This is a genomic window from Marinobacter pelagius, assembly GCF_003315345.1.
Taxonomy (GTDB): Bacteria; Pseudomonadota; Gammaproteobacteria; order Pseudomonadales; family Oleiphilaceae; genus Marinobacter; species Marinobacter pelagius_A.
In genome coordinates, this window is record NZ_QNRO01000003.1 from 39,919 (window position 1) to 58,157 (window position 18,239).

Below are 18,239 nucleotides of genomic sequence, written 5' to 3' on the forward strand. Positions count from 1 at the left end.
CCGCCATAGCCAGGCGCGCCTGCCGGCATGACTTTCCGGCAATGTGGTCTTTTCCCCCGCCGGCTGCGTAAAGCGTAGAGATGAGGGGCGAATTGCCTTAAGCTTTGGCCCTTGAAAGTGACAGCCAACCGGAAACGATTATGACCAAACTCCTTGACGACCTCGCGGGCCACTACCGGGCCATTATTGACGGACTGGGCGAAGACTCCAACCGCGAAGGTCTGCAGGACACCCCCATGCGCGCGGCCAAGGCCATGCAGTTCCTGACCCGAGGCTACCAGCAGGATCTCGGCGACCTGGTCAACAATGCCGTGTTCGAATCCGCCATGGACGAAATGGTAGTGGTCCAGGACATCGAACTGTACAGCATGTGCGAACACCACATGCTGCCATTCATCGGCAAATGCCACATCGCCTACCTGCCCCAGGGCAAGGTTCTGGGCCTGTCGAAGTTCGCCCGCATCGTGGACATGTACGCCCGTCGCCTGCAGATCCAGGAAAACCTGACCCGGCAGATCGCCGAGGCCATCGAAAGTGTCACCAACGCCAAGGGCGTTGCCGTGGTGATCGAGGCACAGCATATGTGCATGATGATGCGCGGTGTAGAGAAACAGAACTCCCGCATGAAAACCTCGATGATGCTGGGCCAGTTCCGCAAATCCCAGGCAACCCGTACAGAATTCCTCAACCTGATCGGCAACAACCGCTGAGGCCCAGGCGGGCAACGGAGATGGTATGACAGACGTTATCGGGAAGAAGCAGGCACGAGTGCGCATCAAGAACCTGTTGCTGCGCGCCTACATCGGCATCAAAGAAGAAGAGATCAACAACCAGCAGGATGTGGTGATCAACGTTGAACTGACCTACGACGCCGGTGATGCCATCCACCAGAACGCGATCGAGGCGGCCCTGAACTATCGCACCATCACCAAGCAGATCATCGCTCATGTCGATGGCAACCGGTTTGCGCTGCTGGAGCGTCTGACTCACGAAGTACTGAGCATTGTCATGGAGCACGGAGCGGTGCAATGGGCGCAGGTGGAAATCGACAAGCCCCACGCGTTACGCTATGCCGAATCCGTGTCCGTGTGCCTTGAGGCGCACCGTTAATCCGTAGCAGAGAGGCTTTCATGCCCAGCAACTCCCCGGAAGAGATCCGTTCCATCCTGGAAAACGTGCACACCATTGCCCTGGTGGGCGCCAGCGAAAAAACCAACCGGCCTTCCCATGAGGTCATGGAATTTCTCCAGGGGCAGGGCTACCGGGTAATCCCGGTCAACCCCAGGCTGGCGGGCCAGACCCTGCTGGGAGAAACCGTGCATCCGGATCTGAAGTCCGTACCGCAAACGGTGGATATGGCCGACCTGTTCCTGGCCCCCGAGCGTACGGATGCGGTCATCGACCAGGCCATCGAGCTGAAGATCCCGGTGGTGTGGATGCAGCTCGGCGTCATCAACCCGGCGGGCGCTGCCCGGGCCGAAGATGCCGGCCTCACGGTGGTGATGGACCGCTGTCCGAAACAGGATATTCCGCGCCTGGGCATCACCAAAAAACACTGAGGGTCGGCCATGGGCCCCACCAACAACCTCCTTGCCCGCGCCCTGCTGAGCCCTGTTTTCCCGGCTCTAATCCTGCTGGTATTCCTGGCCCTGGCGGCCGGGTTGCGCTATGGCATGATTCACCAGGACGATCATCAGATCCGGGCCAACCTGGCCAACGAGGCGGTCGCCATGGTCGAACACCTTGAGCGGGAATTCACGATCCACGCCCAGGCCATCAACCGGATGGCCGCCCGGCTGCATGTGGAACCGGAAACCACCGAGGCCGCCTGGCGCGCCGATGCCAGCCATTACCTTAACGATTTTGGCGTCTACCAGGCTATCGAATGGATCGATCGGGAATTTGTCATCCGCTGGCTGGAGCCGGTTTCCGGTAATCACAATGTCGTAGGCTACAACGTCGCCTTCTCCGACCGCCGTCGCCAGGCTCTGGAGACCGCACGTACCACCGGCCAGTACGACATTTCCGGGATCATCGACCTGAAACAGGGTGGCAAGGGCATGGTGATCTACGTACCGGTAGGCACCGGAGCCAACAACAATGGTTTCATTGCCGGGGTGTTCCAGATCGAGACCCTGGTCCAGCAGTTGCTGACCAGCCGTGTACTGCAGTCATTCCAGGTGGACATCCGGGATAACGGCGAACTCAGCTATCAGCTCAACTCCCTGGCTGACACAAGCGAACACTTTGCCCAGACCGAAGCGGTCGACCTGCCAACCCTGGACTGGACCCTGACCATCCGGCCCACCGCTACCTGGGTGGCCAGCCAGCGCAGTGACTGGCCCTGGCTGACGTTCACCGCCGTCCTGTTCATGGGCCTGCTGACCAGTGTGACCACCCTGCTGGCCCAGCTGATTCTCAAACGCAACCGGGCTCTTCTGAAAACCCGCCGGGAACTGGAGCAGGAAATCGACCAGCGCAAGGAGATCCAGCAGGATCTGGCACGCCTGGAATCCACCGACACCCTCACCGGACTGGCCAACCGCCGGTTCTTCATGGAGGACCTGGCCCACACGCTCGGCATTGCCGGGCGCCAGAACCGGCAGGTCGCCCTGATCATGCTGGACCTGGACCGGTTCCAGATGCTCAACGATTCCCTGGGTCACCAGTTCGGTGACGAACTTCTGGTCCGGGTTGCCGAACGCCTGAACCAGCTGAGCGATGAGCGGATCCTGGTAGCCTATTCCGGTGGCGACGAATTCATGTTCTGCCAGCAGCAGGTGGAGACAATCGATGACGTCATCCATCTGCTCGGCCATATCAAGCATTGCTTCGAGACGCCCTTCGAAGTTCACGGCGAGGGCCACCGGATTACCGCCACCATGGGTGTGGCGATCTACCCCCAGAGCGGCCAGGATGCCGATACCCTGCTGCGCAATGCCGATGTCGCCCTGTACCGGGCCAAGGAACAGGGGCGCAACTCCTACCAGTTCTACACCGAAGGCATGCAGGAACGGGAAGTCACCCGCCTGGAGCTGGACAAGGATATCGACAAGGCACTGGCCAACAACGAGTTCGTGCTGCACTTCCAGCCCCAGGTCGACCTGGAGACCGGGGAGATTCACAGCGTCGAGGCGCTGATCCGCTGGCAACACCCGCGACGCGGCCTGTTGTCGCCGGTGGAGTTCATTCCCCTGGCCGAGGAAAGCGGCCGGATCACGGATATCGGCCGCTGGGTGGTGGCCGCCGCCTGTCGCCAGCTGGCCGCCTGGAAAGGCACGTCCTGCGAGGATTTGCGCATCGCCATCAACCTGTCCGGGCGGGAACTGGACGATGAGCATCTGGTGGATGACATCCGGGAGACCCTGGAAGCGGAGCACGTGCCGGCCAATCATCTGGAAGTGGAGCTGACCGAAGAGATCTTCATCCAGAACATTGAACACAACCGAAATCAGCTGGGGCGGCTCCACGAGCTCGGTGTCAATCTGGCCATCGATGATTTCGGCGTGGGCTACTCTTCCCTGGGCTATCTGCGGGACTTCCCGGTGGACTTGCTGAAAATCGACCGGTCGTTCATTACCTCGGTGACCGAGCGCCATGACGACTCGGTGATCACCCGGGCGGTGATCAATCTGGCCCACAACCTGGGTATCCGGGTGATTGCCGAAGGCGTGGAAACCGAGGAGCAGCTGGACTTCCTCAGGCAACATGGTTGCAACCTGGTCCAGGGTTACCTGATCAGCCGGCCGATTCCTGCCGTGGAACTGGAAAAGGCCCTTGAAGCGGGGCTTCTGAATCTCGGCACCGCGGAGAGCACCTGATTGTAATGGCCGATCGTTATCCCCATGATGTCTGGAACAATTCTATGGCGTATGTTTTATGGCAGCGAAGTATCTGACTCCCGAACAGGATGCGCAGATCCGGCGGTGGGAGCGCTGGAACCGCAATTACTTCATTTTTGCGTTCGTGGCGCTGACGGTGGTGCTGGTGTTCAGTAGCCAGCTGGGGCTGTCCAGTGGCGAGAACTGGGGTTCCCTGGGGGTTCTGATTGCGGCCCTGATCGCACCCATCATTGTGCTGCAGCTGCGGCTGCGGTGTCCGGCCTGTGGCCACAAGATCGGCTGGCAGGCCAAGCTGATGGCGCCGGACCAGTGCAAGACCTGCGGTACCTTCCTGCGCGCCAAGGGGCGCTGACCCCTCCTTCCTCAAAAAAACCTTTGACCTGTGAGTTGCTCACAGGTTTTAGGCTACTCTTATTGATTAATTTGTTACTGGTGCATGCCGTGTCCGGTCGGGTGGTCGGTATGAAACACGCTCAAGCACGTCCCTGTGACGCTTGAGCTCCGCCATCCATGGCTCCGCACAGTTTCATACCGACCACCCGACCGGACACTCCGCCAACTCAGGGTGGAAATGATCATGAAAGTAAAAGAAATCGCCCAGGCCGCCGGTGTAAATCCCGACACCGTCCGGTTCTATACCCGGGAGGGGCTGCTCAATCCGACCCGGAACCCGGACAACAATTACCAGCAGTACGACGCCGATGACCTGCGCCGGCTGCGGTTTGCCCGCAAGGCGCGGCAGCTGGGTTTTTCGCTGCCGGAGATCCGGTCAATTCTGGATCAGGCCGATGACCACCATTCGCCGTGCCCGATGGTGCGGGAGGTGTTCGAGAAGCGGCTGGCCGAGGTGGAGCGTGAGATTGCCGAGTTGCAGCAGCTGCGGGAGCGGATGAAGAGTGCGCTCGGTATCTGGCGTGAGATGCCGGATGGCACGCCGGACGGTCATACGATCTGTCGGCTGATCGAGCATTGGGACGAGCCGGCCCTCGCCAAAGAAACGGAGGCGTTTTCAGATGACTGAGACAACCGAACTGCAACGGGCACTGTCCATTTCAGGGGCGTCCTGTCAGGGCTGTGCCAAAAAGATCCGCAACGCGCTTGAACCTCTGACCGGTGATACCGAGCTGGTGGAGGTGAACCTGGAGGAGCAGACGGTCGCCTTGCCCGAGGGTGTCGACCTTGAGGAGGCGGCGCGCCGGGTGACGGACGCGGGCTATCCGGCCGAGCCGGTTAAAGAGGCCAATGAGCAACCGGCCAGTTGTTGTGCCGGCAAGGCGAAGGCTGAGGCTTCTGACGGGCATACTCACCAGGATCATTCCGGGCACCAGGCGGAAAAGCCGGATGAGGTTGCCCCAGAGGCGCCGGCCGGGGGTGACCAGGTCAGCCTTTCGGTCTCCGGTGCTACCTGCGCCTCCTGCGTGAATACCATCGAGAAGGCGATGATGTCGGTATCCGGCGTTACCCATGCCCATATGAACCTGGCGGACAACACCGCGACGGCGACCGGGGACGCGGATCCGCAGGCACTGGTCAAGGCCATCGAGAGTGCTGGCTATGGTGCCAGCGTGATCGAGAACGCCGACGCGGCCGATGAGCGCAAGCAGGCGGAGGACCGCAGGCAATACCGCTCACTGCTGATCAAGATGGCGGTGAGCCTGTCCCTGGGTCTGGGTCTGATGATCTGGGGCATGGGCTTCGGATCGATGATGGTGACCGAGGCCAACCAGACCACCTGGCTGGGACTCGGGGTTCTGACGTTGATCGTGATGGCCGCCACCGGCGGGCATTTCTACACCGGGGCCTGGAAGGCGTTCCGGCATCATAACGCCAATATGGATACGCTGATTGCCGTTGGTACTGGTACCGCCTGGCTGTATTCCATTGTTGTCGCCAGTGTGCCGGAGTTGTTGCCGGAGATGGCCCGGCATGTGTATTTCGAGGCCTCGGCGATGATCATCGGCCTGATCAATCTGGGCCAGGCACTGGAGCTGCGGGCCAAGGGCAAGACGTCGGAGGCGGTGCGGCGGCTGCTGGATCTGCGGGCCAAGACCGCCCGGGTAATCCGGGATGGCCAGGAACAGGACATTCCGGTGGAAGAGGTGCGCCAAGGCGACCGGGTCCGGGTGCGTCCGGGCGAGAAGATTCCGGTGGATGGCGTCATCCGCGAGGGCAGCAGCCGCGTGGACGAGAGCATGCTGACCGGTGAGCCCATGCCGGTCAGCAAGGCCGAGGGCGACGAGGTTTCCGCCGGCACCCTCAATACCCACGGTTCAATCATCTATGAGGCCACCCGGGTCGGGAGCGAGACGGCCCTGGCGCAGATCATCCGGCTGGTGAAAAAGGCCCAGGGTTCCAAGCCGGCCATCGGTCGCCTGGCAGACAAGATCTCGTCGGTGTTTGTGCCCACGGTGATGATCATCGCCGTCTTTTCGGCGCTGGTCTGGTACAACCTCGGGCCGGAGCCGGCGGTCGTGCACATGATGGTGGCCGCCACCACGGTGCTGATTATTGCCTGCCCGTGCGCACTGGGTCTGGCCACGCCGATGTCGGTGATGGTCGGGGTTGGCAAGGCGGCCGAGTATGGCGCCCTGATCCGCCAAGGGGATGCCCTGCAGACCGCCGGCAAGCTGGACCTGGTGATTCTCGACAAGACCGGCACCATCACCGAAGGACACCCGGCGGTTACCCGTGTGTATTCCGCCAACGGTGACGAGTCCCGGCTACTGGCCCTGGCCGCCGGCCTGGAGCAGCATTCGGAGCATCCGCTGGCAGAGGCAATTCTGGCAAAGGCTCGGGATGAAGCCATCGAGCCGGAAAAGGTGTCCGGCTTCGAGGCCATCAATGGCAAAGGCGTCCGGGGTGAGCTGGACGGGCAGACCGTACGCCTCGGCAATCGCCGTTGGCTGGAAGACGATGGCCTGACCCTGAACAGTCTCTCTGACGCCGCCGATACCATCACGGACGAGGCCGGCACCCCGCTGTACCTGACCTTGGGCGACGAGGTTCTGGGGGTGATCGGGGTGGCCGATGCCATCAAACCCGATTCAAAAGCCGCCATCAAGCGGCTGCACGACGCCGGCATCAAGGTGATGATGGTTACCGGCGACGTGGAGGCAACGGCACGGGCCATCGCCAGCAAGGCGGGCATTGACGATTACCGGGCGGAAGTGTTGCCCGAGGACAAGGCCGAGGTGGTCAGTGAGATGCGTGGCAAGGGCTACACCGTGGCCATGGTTGGTGACGGCATCAACGATGCGCCCGCGCTGGCGGCGGCCGATGTCGGCTTCGCCATCGGCACCGGCACGGATGTGGCCATCGAGAGTGCCGCCATCACCCTGATGCGCGGGTCCCTGCACGGGGTACCCGATGCCATCGAGATTTCCCGGGCCACGGTTAAGAACATTCACCAGAACCTGTTCGGGGCCTTCATATACAACTCCCTGGGTATACCGGTGGCCGCGGGCCTGCTCTATCCTTTGTGGGGCATCCTGATGAATCCGATCCTGGCCGGCGCTGCCATGTCCCTGTCTTCGGTCACTGTGGTCTCCAACGCCAACCGCCTGAGATTGTTCCGAACCAGTCACAATCCGGAGCGTAATGAACACAAGGAGCAGAACTGATGGACACTTTTCTGGTCAACGCTGGAGGGATTGTACTCATGGCCGCCATTGTCTGGTGGTTCTGGCTGAGCGATTCCGGCAGCACAGCTTCCGACGAACATCAACATCATTGAGGTGAACACCATGAAGAAACACACCCTGGCCTTCGGACTGGCCGCTGCCCTCGGTTTCAGCACCACCGCCCTTGCCGGCGGCGCCGCCCAGAGCATTCATGTGTACAAGTCCCCCACCTGCGGCTGCTGCACGGACTGGGTCGATCACCTGGAGGAAAACGGGTTTGACGTGAAGGTAACTGAAACCAACGACCTGAACCCGATCAAGATCAAGGCCGGGCTGACGCCGGCCCTGGCAAGCTGCCATACCGCTTTCGTCGGCGACTACGTGATCGAGGGTCATGTGCCGGCCAGCGATATCCAGCGTCTGATCTCGGAAGCACCCAAAGCCACGGGGATCAGCGTGCCCGGTATGCCCGCCGGCTCCCCCGGCATGGAGATGGGCGACCGCAAGGATCATTACAAGGTGATCATGTTCAATGACGCCGGCCAGACCCGGGTTTTCTCCGAGTACAATTAACGGCTGACGGATGCCTGTCGCACATGGCAGGCTCCGACTTCTGTCTATTTTTCCTACACTGTCTTTCGCCAGTGTTCTATTATGAGAAGCAGGTCTCAAACGGAACATTGGCAAGGACACCCCTTGAGTCTCAAAACCCGCATTCTCGGCCTCGCTGCAACCTTGATCATCGTGGCGGCGACCGCCTCCTGGTTAGCTTATCGCGAGCTCTCCGAGGACATTATCGAACGCTGGGGCCGGCAAGTCGCGGAGATCCAGGTCCGTTATGACAGTGCTCGCCTGCTGCAATCCCTGGAGCGTGAGATCGGTCTCGCCAGGCAGATGGCCAGTTCGTCAACCCTGATCCAGTGGGCACAGAACCCCGACGATCCCGACCTGAAAACGCAAGCCATCCGGCAGATGGAAAGCTTCCGCTCCAATTTCCGGGACAACAGCTATTTCGTCGCGCTTCGCCATAACGGCCATTACTACTACAACAACGCCGCGAACGAGTATGCCGGCGACCAGTACCGCTACACCCTGGACGCCAACAAGCCCGACGATGCGTGGTTCTTCCAGCTCATTGACGAAGGGCGGGATTTCCACCTGAACGTCAATCCGGATGTGGAACTGGGCGTGACCAAGCTCTGGATCGACGTGCTGATGCGCAATGAGCAGGGTGAAATCGTCGGGATGGTGGGCACCGGCCTGAACCTGGACGATTTCCTGCAGGATATCGTGGATATCGGACAGGACGGCATCACCACGCTGTTTGTCGACTATACCGGTGCCATCCAGCTCTACCGGGACCGGAACTACATCGATTTCGCCAGCATCATCAAGCCCGAAGGCCAGAAGAACACCGTCGACCTGCTGTTCGACGATTCCCAGGACAAGCAGCAGATCCTCGGTATGCTGCAGATGCTCAAGCAACGGGAAGGCCGTGCCGGTGCGGTCGAGAGCGGATTCGTGACCGTGGACGGCCGCAAGCATCTGGCCGGGGTTGCCTATCTGCCCACCATTGGCTGGTTCGAAATCACCCTGCTGGATCTGAACACACTGGTGCCTCCCAGTTACCTCTGGCCCCTGGTTGCGGTCTTCCTCGTCAGTCTGCTGATCTCACTGGTGCTGTTCCACCTGATCATCCAGTCCCGCATTCTCCGCCCGGTGGTGGCTCTGGAAGGTGCGGTCAAGCGCCTGCGGGAGGGTAACTTCAATCTGCCCTACCTGCCCAAGCCGGACAACGAGATCGGTCGTCTGGTGGACCACTTTGAAACCATGGCCAACCGGGTTCAGCTCAATACCCGTGATCTTGAACACCAGGTGGCCCATCGTACCGAGGAGCTTCACCGACTGGCCAGAATTGACGCCCTGACCGGGCTGAAGAACCGTCGGGGACTAGACGAGGATCTCGATGCGGAAATTGAACGGGCCCGCAGGGATAACCAGAGTTTTGGCCTTATCTGGCTCGATATCGATCACTTCAAGGCAATCAATGACAAAAGCGGGCATCAGGCGGGGGATGAAATTCTGTGCCGCGTTGCGCTCTGGCTCAAGGCCAACGTGCGACCTTATGATCACCCCGGCCGTTGGGGTGGTGATGAGTTCGTGGTTTTACTGTCGCCCTGCGATCCGGTGGTGCTGGAGCAGATCAGCAGCCGTATCCGGTTGGCGGTCGAGCAGGAGAGTCTGAAAACGGGGATGCCCGTCACGGTGAGCATTGGCGGCTATCTTTGCCAACCCGGTGAAAACAGCGACACCATCCTCCGGCAGGCAGACCGCGCCCTGTATACGGCCAAGGAACAGGGCCGCAACAGAGTCTGTATCACCCGCTCCGACGAAACCACCGTTTCGCCGGGCGCGTGAACCGGGGCCGGAGCCCCGGCGGGTTTTGCTCAGTACAGGTAGGGCGCCAGGGCCAACTCCAGCTTGGCCTGGGCGGCATAGAGATCCGCCGGTTTTACAACCGGTTCGCCAGGCGGCACTGCTGTCGGCCAGGCCTTCTGCAGCTCATCGAGCACCTTGTTGGCGTCGCGCCAGGCTTCCTTGTTCTGCTTCATCAGACCCGCCTTGTTGCCTTCCAGGTACTCCCTGGCGGCCAGCACAAAGCCACGACCATCCTGATACTCGTGTACCGCGACGAAACGGCCCTCTTCGAGCGCTTCATCGTACTCAAGCACGGCCTGCTTGGTCAGGGACAGCATGACTTTCGCGACCGTGGCCGGAGACTCCGGCTGATCACCGGAAATGGCTGAAACGGCGCCGTCCAGCGACTTCCAGACCGCGTTGAAGTCGGCACTGACATCCGACCACTTCTCAACCCCTCCGGCCTGCTCCGCCAGGGTTTTCAGATGCTTGCCCAGCTCACCCTGATCGTGGGCCTTGAGGTCGCGCTCGGCCATGGGGTAGACCTCAATCCAGGGATGGGTCAGGTGCGGACGGCCCTCGGCAACCTCGCCAGCCTTGATCAGCTCCCGCGCAGCCATCAGGTGCCCCTGCATCATATGGATCATCGCGATCTGGGCACCATCGGAAAGTGCCGGAGCGGAAGAAGATCCACCTTCGCCACCTTCGCCACCTTCGCCACCTTCGCCACCTTCTCCGCCTTCGCCACCAGCGGCAAAGTAACTGAAGGCCTTACCCATTTCGCCGCCGTGGTGTTCACCTCCTTCACCACCTTCGCCGCCATGGTTTTCACCACCTTCACCGCCATGGTTTTCACCACCTTCACCGCCATGGTTTTCACCACCTTCACCGCCGTGGTTTTCGCCGCCTTCACCGCCATGGTCGCCGGCTTTAACCATTTCCTCGTGGCCGGATTCACCGCCTTCATCAGCCCAGGCACCCGAGCTGGCCAACAGGGTCGCCACACCCACGCCCATCCAGAGTTTCAGTTTCTGGTCTTTCATGCAGAATGCTCCTTTTAACCGTCCGCCCGCTATCGAATCGATAACGACATTGATGACTGATACCAGTTGCGGCATGATGCTTCAAACCGTGATCTAATTGCAAATTATTCCCATTACATAATGGAGTTACCATGATTCTGTGCATAGGCAACATCCTGACACCAGAGCAGGTTTCCCGAATCCGGACAGCACTGGACGACGGCCAGTTCGAGGATGGCCGTAAAACCGCCGGCTGGCATGCGAGGCTCGTCAAGAATAACGAACAGATGGCATCAGGCAGCGCGCAGGGGAGAGAATTACGGGCCGAAGTCGAGGCGGCCCTGACGGGTCATCCCGTGTTCCAGATGGCCGTTCGCCCCCGGAGGATGACGCCCATCCTGTTCAGCCGCTACCGGGACGGGATGACCTACGGCAACCATGTTGATGATCCGGTCATGGGCCGGGGTGATAACCGGATCCGCACCGACATTTCCTTTACCCTGTTTCTCGATGACCCGGACAGTTACGACGGGGGCGAACTGGTAACGGACACCACCGCCGGCGAGCAATCCTACAAACTGCCGGCGGGCTCTGCCGTGATCTATCCTTCCTCCACACTGCACCGGGTTGAGCCGGTGACAAGGGGCCAGCGACGGGTGGCCATCGGCTGGATCCAGAGCACTATCCGTGATCCTGCGCAACGTGAAGTGCTCTTCGATCTCGACACCGCCCGCCGCCAGATCTTTGAGCGTGAAGGCAAAACGGCGGAATTTGATCTGCTGACCAAATCCCTGGCGAACCTGCAGCGGTTCTGGGCGGAAATCTAGGAGCGAGCGGGTTACCACACCGTATCTGACGGCCGCTTTCATAACCGTTATACTCCGCCCCAACATCCAATTTTTTGCAGCCAGGTTCCTCTTACATGCTCAACGCCGACGCTCTCAGTCAATTGCGCCAGCTCAAAACCGATATCAAGGAAAACAAGGTGGTCTTCCCCGGCACCGTTAAGGCCACCAACGGGCGCTTCGGCTTTGTTGCCCTCGATGAAGGCCGCGATGTGTTTCTCCCCCCCGAGGAGATGCAGAAAGTGCTGCCCGGCGACCGCGTCAACGTCACCGAGCACGAGGTGGAAAAGGGCAAGACCCAGGGCGTGGTGGACGAGGTGCTGGAAACCCACCTCACCACCTTTGTCGGCCGTTACCTGATCAAGGGCAAGGGCCACTTCGTGGCGCCGGATACCCCTGGCATCAACCGCTGGATTTTCATTCCGCCCAAGGAGCGCAAGGGCGCCCAGCCGGACGACTATATCTACTGCCAGATCCACCGCCACCCGTTCAAGGACGGCAAGGGCCAGGCCCGGGTGCTGAGGATCATCGGCAAGGCCGGTGAGCCCGGCATCGAACGTTCCTTTACCCTGGCCAGCTTTGACCTCGCCGACACCTGGCCGGAATCGGTCCAGAAACAGGCGAACAGCCTGAATGAAGATAGTCTGGAGTCCCACCTGGAGGGTCGCGAGGATCGCACCGACCAGCCCTACGTGACCATCGACAGCCCGGGCACCCAGGACATGGACGACGCCCTGATGGCCACGCCCAACGCCACCGGCTGGACCCTGTCCATCGCCATCGCCGATCCCACCGCGGTCATCCCGCCGGGCACCCCGGCGGAGGAAGAAGCGTTCAACCGGGCCACGGCGATCTATTTTCCGGGCGAACCACTGCCCATGCTGCCGGACGCCATCAGCACCCGGCTGTGTTCATTGATGCCGGAGGTGAAGCGACTGGCCCTGGTGTGTGACCTGCAGGTCAACAACGATGGCAGCCTGGGGGATTACAGCTTCCACCAGGCGGTGATCCGCTCCCGGGGCAAGCTCAGCTACGACCTGGTATCTCACCTGATCGAGGGTCGTGAGGACGACGAAATCAAGGCCCTGCCGGATGTCGTCGCCAACAGCCTGGACCAGCTGCATCAGGCCGCCACTGCCCTGCGCAAGTGGCGCAGCGAACATGCCCTGCTGAGCGCCGATCGGCCGGAATTCCGCCTGCGCCTGGACGAGAACAAGCGGATCCGGCTGATCGAGCCGGCGGTCCAGAACGAGGCCCATCGCCTGGTGGAGGAGTGTATGGTGGCGGCCAACCGTTGCGCTGCAGACTTCCTGCAGCAACAAGGCGAAGGTCTGTTCATCCAGCATCCGGGCCTGCGCGATGACCGGGCCGATAACATCCGCAAACTGCTGGAGAGCCACGCGCCGCACCTGGCGGACCTGGATGCCAATTCTGCCGAGGGCTTCAAGGCCCTGATGAAACAGACCGAAGAACTGGAGGCAGAGGTGCCGGTGAAGGCCATCATCTCCCGTCAGCTGGCGCGGGCCGAGCTGGGCTTCGAGGCGGCCCCGCACCAGGGCATGGGTCTGGGTGCCTACACCACCTTTACCTCGCCACTGCGCAAGTTCTCCGACTTTTACGTGCATCGGCTGATCAAATCGAGCCTTTGGGAGAAGCCCATCAAGCCGCTCAATGCCCAGCAGCTTGAAGCCCTGCAGGCCAGCCAGATCCGGGCGCGCCAGGCCGCCAATTCACTGGAAGCCTGGCTCAAGAGCGACTACGCCAAGTCCCTCAAAGAGGAACCCATGGCCGGCACCATCAGTAGGACCGTTCCCTCTGGCTTCTTTGTGCGCCTCGACTGCAACGGCCTGGAAGGCTTTGTCAGCTGCCGGGACCTGGACGGCAAGTTCAGTTTCGATCCGGTGACTCTGCGCCTGGTGCACAACAAAAACGGCCGGATCTTCCAGCTGGAGCAGCGGGTAAATGTGACCTTTGCGGGTGTGGATGACGAGCGCCGCCAGATCAACTTCAAACTGGTGGACGCCGAGGAAATCCAGAACGGTACTGACGCCGCGGAGCGTTGAAAAACCGACCGGGCAGGCGCATCGTAATTGAAAGGACATAGCCTTTTAAGGGAGGTGCGCCATGCCCATCAGTCCGCAAGAATTTCTCAAGAAATACGGTTTCGACAAGGAAGATGAGGAGCCGGACCACAGCCTGCGGCATAACGCCATGGAGCACGCAAAACATCTGCGCCGACCCCACGCCGGCACGCCCCATGACTGGGAAGAGTGGGAACGCTACAAGCGTGAGCATCCCGATGAAGTGGAGGACGGGGACGATGACTGAATGGTCCCCGTCCGTTTACTGATCGCCCAGCATCCGCTCCAGCCGCGCGTCCTTCGCCTGCCATAATTCCGCCAGCCAGTTCTTCACGTTCCGCCGATGTTCGGCGTCGGCGGAATAATCCCGGCCCTTCAGGTATTCCGGGATGGTCTTGGTATGGATCTCCATCCGGATGGCCTTTACGTCGCCGCAGAGGAACTCCCAGAAGGTGGGCGCGCCATCGGGATAGGCAATGGTGACGTCCACCAGGGTCTCGATGGAATCGCCCATGGCGTCCAGCACAAAGGCTACACCGCCGGCCTTCGGGGTCAGCAGGTGTTTGTAGGGTGATTTCTGTTTGTCGTGCTTGGCCTGGGTAAACCGGGTGCCCTCGACAAAGTTCATCACGCTCACCGGGGTGAAGCGGAACTTCTCGCAGGCGTGGCGGGTGGCCTTGAGGTCCTCACCCCGCTTTTCCGGATGCTTGATCAGGTATTCCCGGGTGTAGCGCTTCATGAACGGGAAATCCAGACCCCACCAGGCCAGGCCGATCACCGGCACCCAGATCAGTTGCTGCTTCAGGAAGAATTTCAGGAACGGTGCCCGCTTGTTGAACACCCGCTGCATGGCCAGGATATCGACCCAGCTCTGATGGTTGCTCAGCACCAGGTACCAGCTCTGCCGTTCCAGCTCCTCGGCACCTTTCACGTCCCAGCGGGTGCCGTGGGTGAGCTTCATCCAGCCAATGTTGCAGGCCACCCAGGCTTCGGCAATGGCGATGATCCAGCGGGTGCACAGCACGCGAAAACCCTTGATCGGAACGATCAGCTTCAGGATTGCCGGGATGTACAGAAGGATGCACCAGAACAGTGTGTTGATGCCGAGGAGGATAGAATTGAGTACGCCCTTGACCGGGGCCGGGAGGAAACTGAGCATGGCTTTCCTGCTTCTGGTTTTTGTGTCCGATGGCGCCGCATGATAGCAAGGGCCGACGATAATGGGCAGTGGCCCGATGTGACCGGTTTGCCCGGCAGGGTGGACGGTTTTGCCATAGGCACCTCACTCTTCCGGGGTTAGCCTTGCCATCTGTTTTCTCTAAACTGGTGTGATCAACTGTTCCATGGAAATCCCGATGCCAAATCCGTTCAAGTCGGTGCTCGACAAAACCTCCGGCCTGACCCGCCAGACCACCATCTATGCCGGCAATGCCTTCGACCGTGTGTTCCGCGCCGCCAGCCTGGTCCAGGCCGGCCAGACGCCCTTTGAGACACTGCATTCCGACGGTCTGGTCAGCCTGCGCTACTACCCGCCGCTGCAGGAAGATTTCATCGAACTGGACGATCTGACCATTCCGGTGGAGCGAACCACCCATCGCACCCCGATCGTCATCATCCCGCCCCTGGCGGTCAATATGCTGATCTATGACCTGTTTCCCCAGCGTAGCCTGGTCCGTTTCCTGCGTGCCAAGGGTTTCGAGGTCTACCTGATCGACTGGGGTGTGCCGAAGCGCGAACACAGCCACTACAACCTGCACACCTATGTGGCGGAACTGCTGCCTGACTATCTGAACCGGGTCCGTGAACACAGTGGTGAGCAGGAGCTGTCCCTGCACGGCTGGAGTATGGGCGGCATGTTCACCCTGTTCTACTCTGCCCTGAGCCGGGACCAGCATGTGCGCAATGCCATTGTGCTGGGCTCACCCATCGACAGCCATGCCTCCGGCTTCATGGGGGTGGCGTCCCAGGCCATTGCCGAGGCGGCCGAGGTGATTCGAAAGCGTACGGGGTTTCGGATCCACAATCTGAAACCGCACTGGTTCCATACGCCCGGCTGGGCCAATACCCTGGGGTTCAAGCTGACCAATCCGATTGGCAGCGTGATGGGCTACTGGGAGCTGATTGTGCGGCTGGGAGACCGGGAGTTTGTGACCAGTCATGCCACGACCTCGGCGTTCCTGGATCGGATGGTGGCTTATCCCGGCGGGATTATTCAGGACACGGTGGTTCGGGTGTGGATCGATAATCAGTTGTCGAAGGGGGAGATCCAGATCGGTGAGGATATTGCCCGGCTGGAGAACGTGAGTGCCAACTTACTGGCGGTTGCCGGTAGTGAGGATACGATGGTGACGCCGGGGGCGGCCAAGCGGGTGATGGATCATGTGAGTTCCGGGGACAAGACGTTTCGGGTGGTGCCTGGGGGGCATATGGGGATTCTGGCTGGGAGCAAAGCGCCCAAGGAGAGCTGGTTGGAGATGGCTGAGTGGCTTGCTTTGCGGTGTGACTAGCATTTCAAGATTTCAAGGGTTCGACTCTGAGGATGCCGGCGGATGTTGGGTAGGGCTGTCCAAAACACGCTCCTTCGGCACGTCCATGTGACGCTTGAGCTCCGCCATCCTTGGCTCCGCACAGTTTTGGACAGCCCTACCCAACACCCGCCTCCGCTAGTTTTGGAGGTTTGCCACTATTCCGGGTAACAGCGAAAGGCTACTGATTACTGCTGAGGGCTCTATGCCCCAGTCCTCAAAGACCTTGTCAGAGTCACGTTGCACCCAAATGGCCTGGAGTCCGGCGGCCCTTGCACCAATCACATCCCAGGCATTACTGGAAACCAGGCACAGGGGCCGATCCCAGGCACCCGTTGCCCGCCGTGCGTAGGTGTATACTGCCGGGTCGGGTTTGAAGCTCTTGATATCGTCGACCGAGACCAGGCCGTCAAACTGATCAAGCAGGTTGTTGTGCCCCAGTACCTTCTCCAGTGCCGGGTAACTGCCGTTGGAGAACGCGAACAGCGGGTATTTGCCCTTCAGGGCCTGCAGCGCCGGCAGGGAATCTTCAAACGCTGGTAAGGCCAGGTAGGCGGTCATCAGTTCGTCTTCCCGCTCTTGCGACAGTTCCAGCTTTAGGGTGGCCATGGCGTAGCGCAGGGCCTGGCGGGTGCAGACACCGAAATCTTCGTAGGCTTTCATCAGGCCTTTGCGGAATGAGAATTCCAGCTGTTTCTCGCGCCAGAGGGCGGCGACCGATTCTGCCTGGTCGCCGGCGTCCTGCCGTAGCAGGTCGGACATGCCCATGGGGTCCACCAGGGTGCCGTAGACATCGAACGCCAGATGCATGGTCATAACATGAGCCTCGTTTCGTGTGGTTGTCTTGTCCCTTACGCCTAACCCTACTACAGAAGACCCACATTTTTGAATAAACACTCAAGGCTCAGAGATGGCCGACCACCCGGGCACGGGTTACACTGCCATTCATGAACCCGATTGATACATTGAACCTGGATTTTCGCGCGCTCAGTACCTTCCTCGCCGTTCTGGACGAAGGCAGTGTGTCGCGGGCCGCGGTTCGGCTGGGCGTGACCCAGTCGGCGGTCAGCCATACGCTGGAGCGACTCCGGCAGGCACTGGGTGATCCGCTGTTCGTGAAATCCGGCCGGGGTATCGTGCCGACCCGCTATGCCCTGCAGGCGGGCCCGCACATCCGGCAGATTCTCGACGACCTGCAGTCACTCTCCGCCGGCCCGCCGTTCAGCCCGGCCACGGCCGAGTTTACGTTCACCATTGCCGCCAACGATTACCAGAGGGACCTGCTGCTTCCGGGGCTGGTCAGAATCCTGCGGCGGGAAGCTCCCGGTATCAGCCTTCAGGTGATTCCGTCGGGGATTCCCAGTGCCGACATGCTGCGCAAGGATGTGTGCGACCTGATCATCTCACCCCACCCTCCGGAAGCCACGGATATCATGCAGCGTGGACTGATGGCCGATCGCATGGTGGTGTTCTACGACCCCGCACATCGCGAGCCACCTGATGATCTGGCGGACTACCTCAAGGCCGATCATATCGCCCTGCTGTTCGCCACCGGTGAAAAACCCAGCCTCGATATCTCGATCTCGGCTCGGGGCCTTACGCGGCGGAATGTGGTCACGGTCTCCAACTTCTCCGGGCTTCCCGAGTTCCTCCGGGGCACCGATATGCTGGCAACGGCACCGGAGCGCATGAGCAAGCACCTGATGCGGGATTTTGCCTGGGTGCCGCTACCCTTCGACTTCAAGCCCTTCACCCTGCTGATGCTCTGGCATCGCCGAAACCAGAACGATCCGGCCCATAAGTGGCTGAGAAATCAGGTGAACGCGGTCGCAGCCACCATGAACAGGCCTGGCGACTAATCAATTAGTTTTGTTCATACATTGTAT

Annotated in this window: 17 protein-coding genes; 14 read left to right on the plus strand and 3 right to left on the minus strand. The window is 60.6% G+C overall.

Going from position 1 to position 18,239, the window contains the following annotated elements:
• Positions 1 to 140: 140 nt before the first annotated feature.
• From folE to DET50_RS04190, 9 genes are all read left to right on the plus strand, one after another.
• Positions 141 to 710: a GTP cyclohydrolase I FolE gene (gene folE, locus DET50_RS04150; protein WP_113861619.1), complete on the plus strand. Its 570-nt coding sequence runs from the start codon at positions 141 to 143 to the stop codon at positions 708 to 710.
• A gap of 25 nt (positions 711 to 735) precedes the next feature.
• Entirely contained in the window at positions 736 to 1,110 is a 375-nt protein-coding gene (folX, locus tag DET50_RS04155; RefSeq protein ID WP_113861620.1) for a dihydroneopterin triphosphate 2'-epimerase, read from the plus strand.
• A gap of 20 nt (positions 1,111 to 1,130) precedes the next feature.
• Positions 1,131 to 1,559 (plus strand): CoA-binding protein, encoded by a 429-nt coding sequence (locus tag DET50_RS04160; protein WP_113861621.1) that lies wholly within the window; start codon positions 1,131 to 1,133, stop codon positions 1,557 to 1,559.
• A 9-nt stretch (positions 1,560 to 1,568) separates the two neighbouring features.
• Positions 1,569 to 3,821, plus strand: a complete 2,253-nt coding sequence (locus tag DET50_RS04165) for a putative bifunctional diguanylate cyclase/phosphodiesterase (RefSeq protein ID WP_113861622.1) — start codon at positions 1,569 to 1,571, stop codon at positions 3,819 to 3,821.
• A gap of 58 nt (positions 3,822 to 3,879) precedes the next feature.
• A complete protein-coding gene (locus DET50_RS04170) occupies positions 3,880 to 4,194 on the plus strand; it encodes a hypothetical protein (protein WP_091998111.1) in 315 nt (104 codons plus the stop codon).
• 225 nt (positions 4,195 to 4,419) lie between these two features.
• A complete protein-coding gene (locus DET50_RS04175) occupies positions 4,420 to 4,863 on the plus strand; it encodes a MerR family transcriptional regulator (protein ID WP_113861789.1) in 444 nt (147 codons plus the stop codon).
• Positions 4,856 to 7,462: a heavy metal translocating P-type ATPase gene (locus tag DET50_RS04180; protein WP_113861623.1), complete on the plus strand. Its 2,607-nt coding sequence runs from the start codon at positions 4,856 to 4,858 to the stop codon at positions 7,460 to 7,462. Before DET50_RS04175 ends, DET50_RS04180 begins: the two co-directional genes overlap by 8 nt.
• 123 nt (positions 7,463 to 7,585) lie before the next feature.
• Positions 7,586 to 8,035 (plus strand): DUF411 domain-containing protein, encoded by a 450-nt coding sequence (locus DET50_RS04185; RefSeq protein WP_113861624.1) that lies wholly within the window; start codon positions 7,586 to 7,588, stop codon positions 8,033 to 8,035.
• Positions 8,036 to 8,158: 123 nt separating this feature from the next.
• On the plus strand, positions 8,159 to 9,880 hold the full coding sequence (locus DET50_RS04190; protein WP_113861625.1) for a sensor domain-containing diguanylate cyclase: 1,722 nt from the start codon (positions 8,159 to 8,161) through the stop codon (positions 9,878 to 9,880).
• 29 nt (positions 9,881 to 9,909) lie between these two features.
• Here DET50_RS04190 and DET50_RS04195 read toward each other — a convergent pair whose 3' ends face one another.
• Entirely contained in the window at positions 9,910 to 10,923 is a 1,014-nt protein-coding gene (locus DET50_RS04195; protein ID WP_113861626.1) for a hypothetical protein, read from the minus strand.
• A 131-nt stretch (positions 10,924 to 11,054) separates the two neighbouring features.
• Between DET50_RS04195 and DET50_RS04200 the strand changes: the two genes are divergently transcribed.
• The 3 genes from DET50_RS04200 to DET50_RS04210 all read left to right on the plus strand — a co-directional run bounded on the left by DET50_RS04200 (position 11,055) and on the right by DET50_RS04210 (position 14,075).
• Positions 11,055 to 11,729: a Fe2+-dependent dioxygenase gene (locus tag DET50_RS04200; protein WP_113861627.1), complete on the plus strand. Its 675-nt coding sequence runs from the start codon at positions 11,055 to 11,057 to the stop codon at positions 11,727 to 11,729.
• A 95-nt stretch (positions 11,730 to 11,824) separates the two neighbouring features.
• Positions 11,825 to 13,810 carry a ribonuclease R family protein gene (locus tag DET50_RS04205; protein WP_113861628.1) on the plus strand — a complete coding sequence of 662 codons (1,986 nt, stop codon included), beginning with the start codon at positions 11,825 to 11,827 and terminating at the stop codon, positions 13,808 to 13,810.
• 61 nt (positions 13,811 to 13,871) lie between these two features.
• On the plus strand, positions 13,872 to 14,075 hold the full coding sequence (locus DET50_RS04210; protein WP_113861629.1) for a hypothetical protein: 204 nt from the start codon (positions 13,872 to 13,874) through the stop codon (positions 14,073 to 14,075).
• A 15-nt stretch (positions 14,076 to 14,090) separates the two neighbouring features.
• Here DET50_RS04210 and DET50_RS04215 read toward each other — a convergent pair whose 3' ends face one another.
• Positions 14,091 to 14,987 carry an acyltransferase gene (locus tag DET50_RS04215; protein ID WP_113861630.1) on the minus strand — a complete coding sequence of 299 codons (897 nt, stop codon included), beginning with the start codon at positions 14,985 to 14,987 and terminating at the stop codon, positions 14,091 to 14,093.
• A 196-nt stretch (positions 14,988 to 15,183) separates the two neighbouring features.
• Between DET50_RS04215 and DET50_RS04220 the strand changes: the two genes are divergently transcribed.
• Positions 15,184 to 16,335 (plus strand): alpha/beta fold hydrolase, encoded by a 1,152-nt coding sequence (locus tag DET50_RS04220; protein WP_113861631.1) that lies wholly within the window; start codon positions 15,184 to 15,186, stop codon positions 16,333 to 16,335.
• 156 nt (positions 16,336 to 16,491) lie between these two features.
• Here the strand turns inward: DET50_RS04220 and DET50_RS04225 are convergent, their stop codons facing one another.
• Positions 16,492 to 17,169 (minus strand): haloacid dehalogenase type II, encoded by a 678-nt coding sequence (locus DET50_RS04225; protein WP_113861632.1) that lies wholly within the window; start codon positions 17,167 to 17,169, stop codon positions 16,492 to 16,494.
• A gap of 131 nt (positions 17,170 to 17,300) precedes the next feature.
• On the opposite strand from DET50_RS04225, the gene DET50_RS04230 reads away from it, so the two are divergent.
• A complete protein-coding gene (locus tag DET50_RS04230; protein ID WP_113861633.1) occupies positions 17,301 to 18,212 on the plus strand; it encodes a LysR family transcriptional regulator in 912 nt (303 codons plus the stop codon).
• Positions 18,213 to 18,239 lie beyond the last annotated feature (27 nt).

What these genes read in the sequence shown, in the direction of transcription:
- DET50_RS04175 (WP_113861789.1), top strand. Translation starts at nt 4,420, where the DNA reads ATGAAAGTAAAAGAAATCGCCCAGGCCGCCGGTGTAAATCCCGACACC.
- DET50_RS04170 (WP_091998111.1), top strand. Translation starts at nt 3,880, where the DNA reads ATGGCAGCGAAGTATCTGACTCCCGAACAGGATGCGCAGATCCGGCGG.
- DET50_RS04210 (WP_113861629.1), top strand. Translation starts at nt 13,872, where the DNA reads ATGCCCATCAGTCCGCAAGAATTTCTCAAGAAATACGGTTTCGACAAG.
- folX (WP_113861620.1), top strand. Translation starts at nt 736, where the DNA reads ATGACAGACGTTATCGGGAAGAAGCAGGCACGAGTGCGCATCAAGAAC.
- DET50_RS04205 (WP_113861628.1), top strand. Translation starts at nt 11,825, where the DNA reads ATGCTCAACGCCGACGCTCTCAGTCAATTGCGCCAGCTCAAAACCGAT.
- DET50_RS04195 (WP_113861626.1), bottom strand. Translation starts at nt 10,923, where the DNA reads ATGAAAGACCAGAAACTGAAACTCTGGATGGGCGTGGGTGTGGCGACC.
- DET50_RS04185 (WP_113861624.1), top strand. Translation starts at nt 7,586, where the DNA reads ATGAAGAAACACACCCTGGCCTTCGGACTGGCCGCTGCCCTCGGTTTC.
- DET50_RS04165 (WP_113861622.1), top strand. Translation starts at nt 1,569, where the DNA reads ATGGGCCCCACCAACAACCTCCTTGCCCGCGCCCTGCTGAGCCCTGTT.
- DET50_RS04200 (WP_113861627.1), top strand. Translation starts at nt 11,055, where the DNA reads ATGATTCTGTGCATAGGCAACATCCTGACACCAGAGCAGGTTTCCCGA.
- folE (WP_113861619.1), top strand. Translation starts at nt 141, where the DNA reads ATGACCAAACTCCTTGACGACCTCGCGGGCCACTACCGGGCCATTATT.
- DET50_RS04225 (WP_113861632.1), bottom strand. Translation starts at nt 17,169, where the DNA reads ATGACCATGCATCTGGCGTTCGATGTCTACGGCACCCTGGTGGACCCC.
- DET50_RS04160 (WP_113861621.1), top strand. Translation starts at nt 1,131, where the DNA reads ATGCCCAGCAACTCCCCGGAAGAGATCCGTTCCATCCTGGAAAACGTG.
- DET50_RS04230 (WP_113861633.1), top strand. Translation starts at nt 17,301, where the DNA reads ATGAACCCGATTGATACATTGAACCTGGATTTTCGCGCGCTCAGTACC.
- DET50_RS04220 (WP_113861631.1), top strand. Translation starts at nt 15,184, where the DNA reads ATGCCAAATCCGTTCAAGTCGGTGCTCGACAAAACCTCCGGCCTGACC.
- DET50_RS04180 (WP_113861623.1), top strand. Translation starts at nt 4,856, where the DNA reads ATGACTGAGACAACCGAACTGCAACGGGCACTGTCCATTTCAGGGGCG.
- DET50_RS04215 (WP_113861630.1), bottom strand. Translation starts at nt 14,987, where the DNA reads ATGCTCAGTTTCCTCCCGGCCCCGGTCAAGGGCGTACTCAATTCTATC.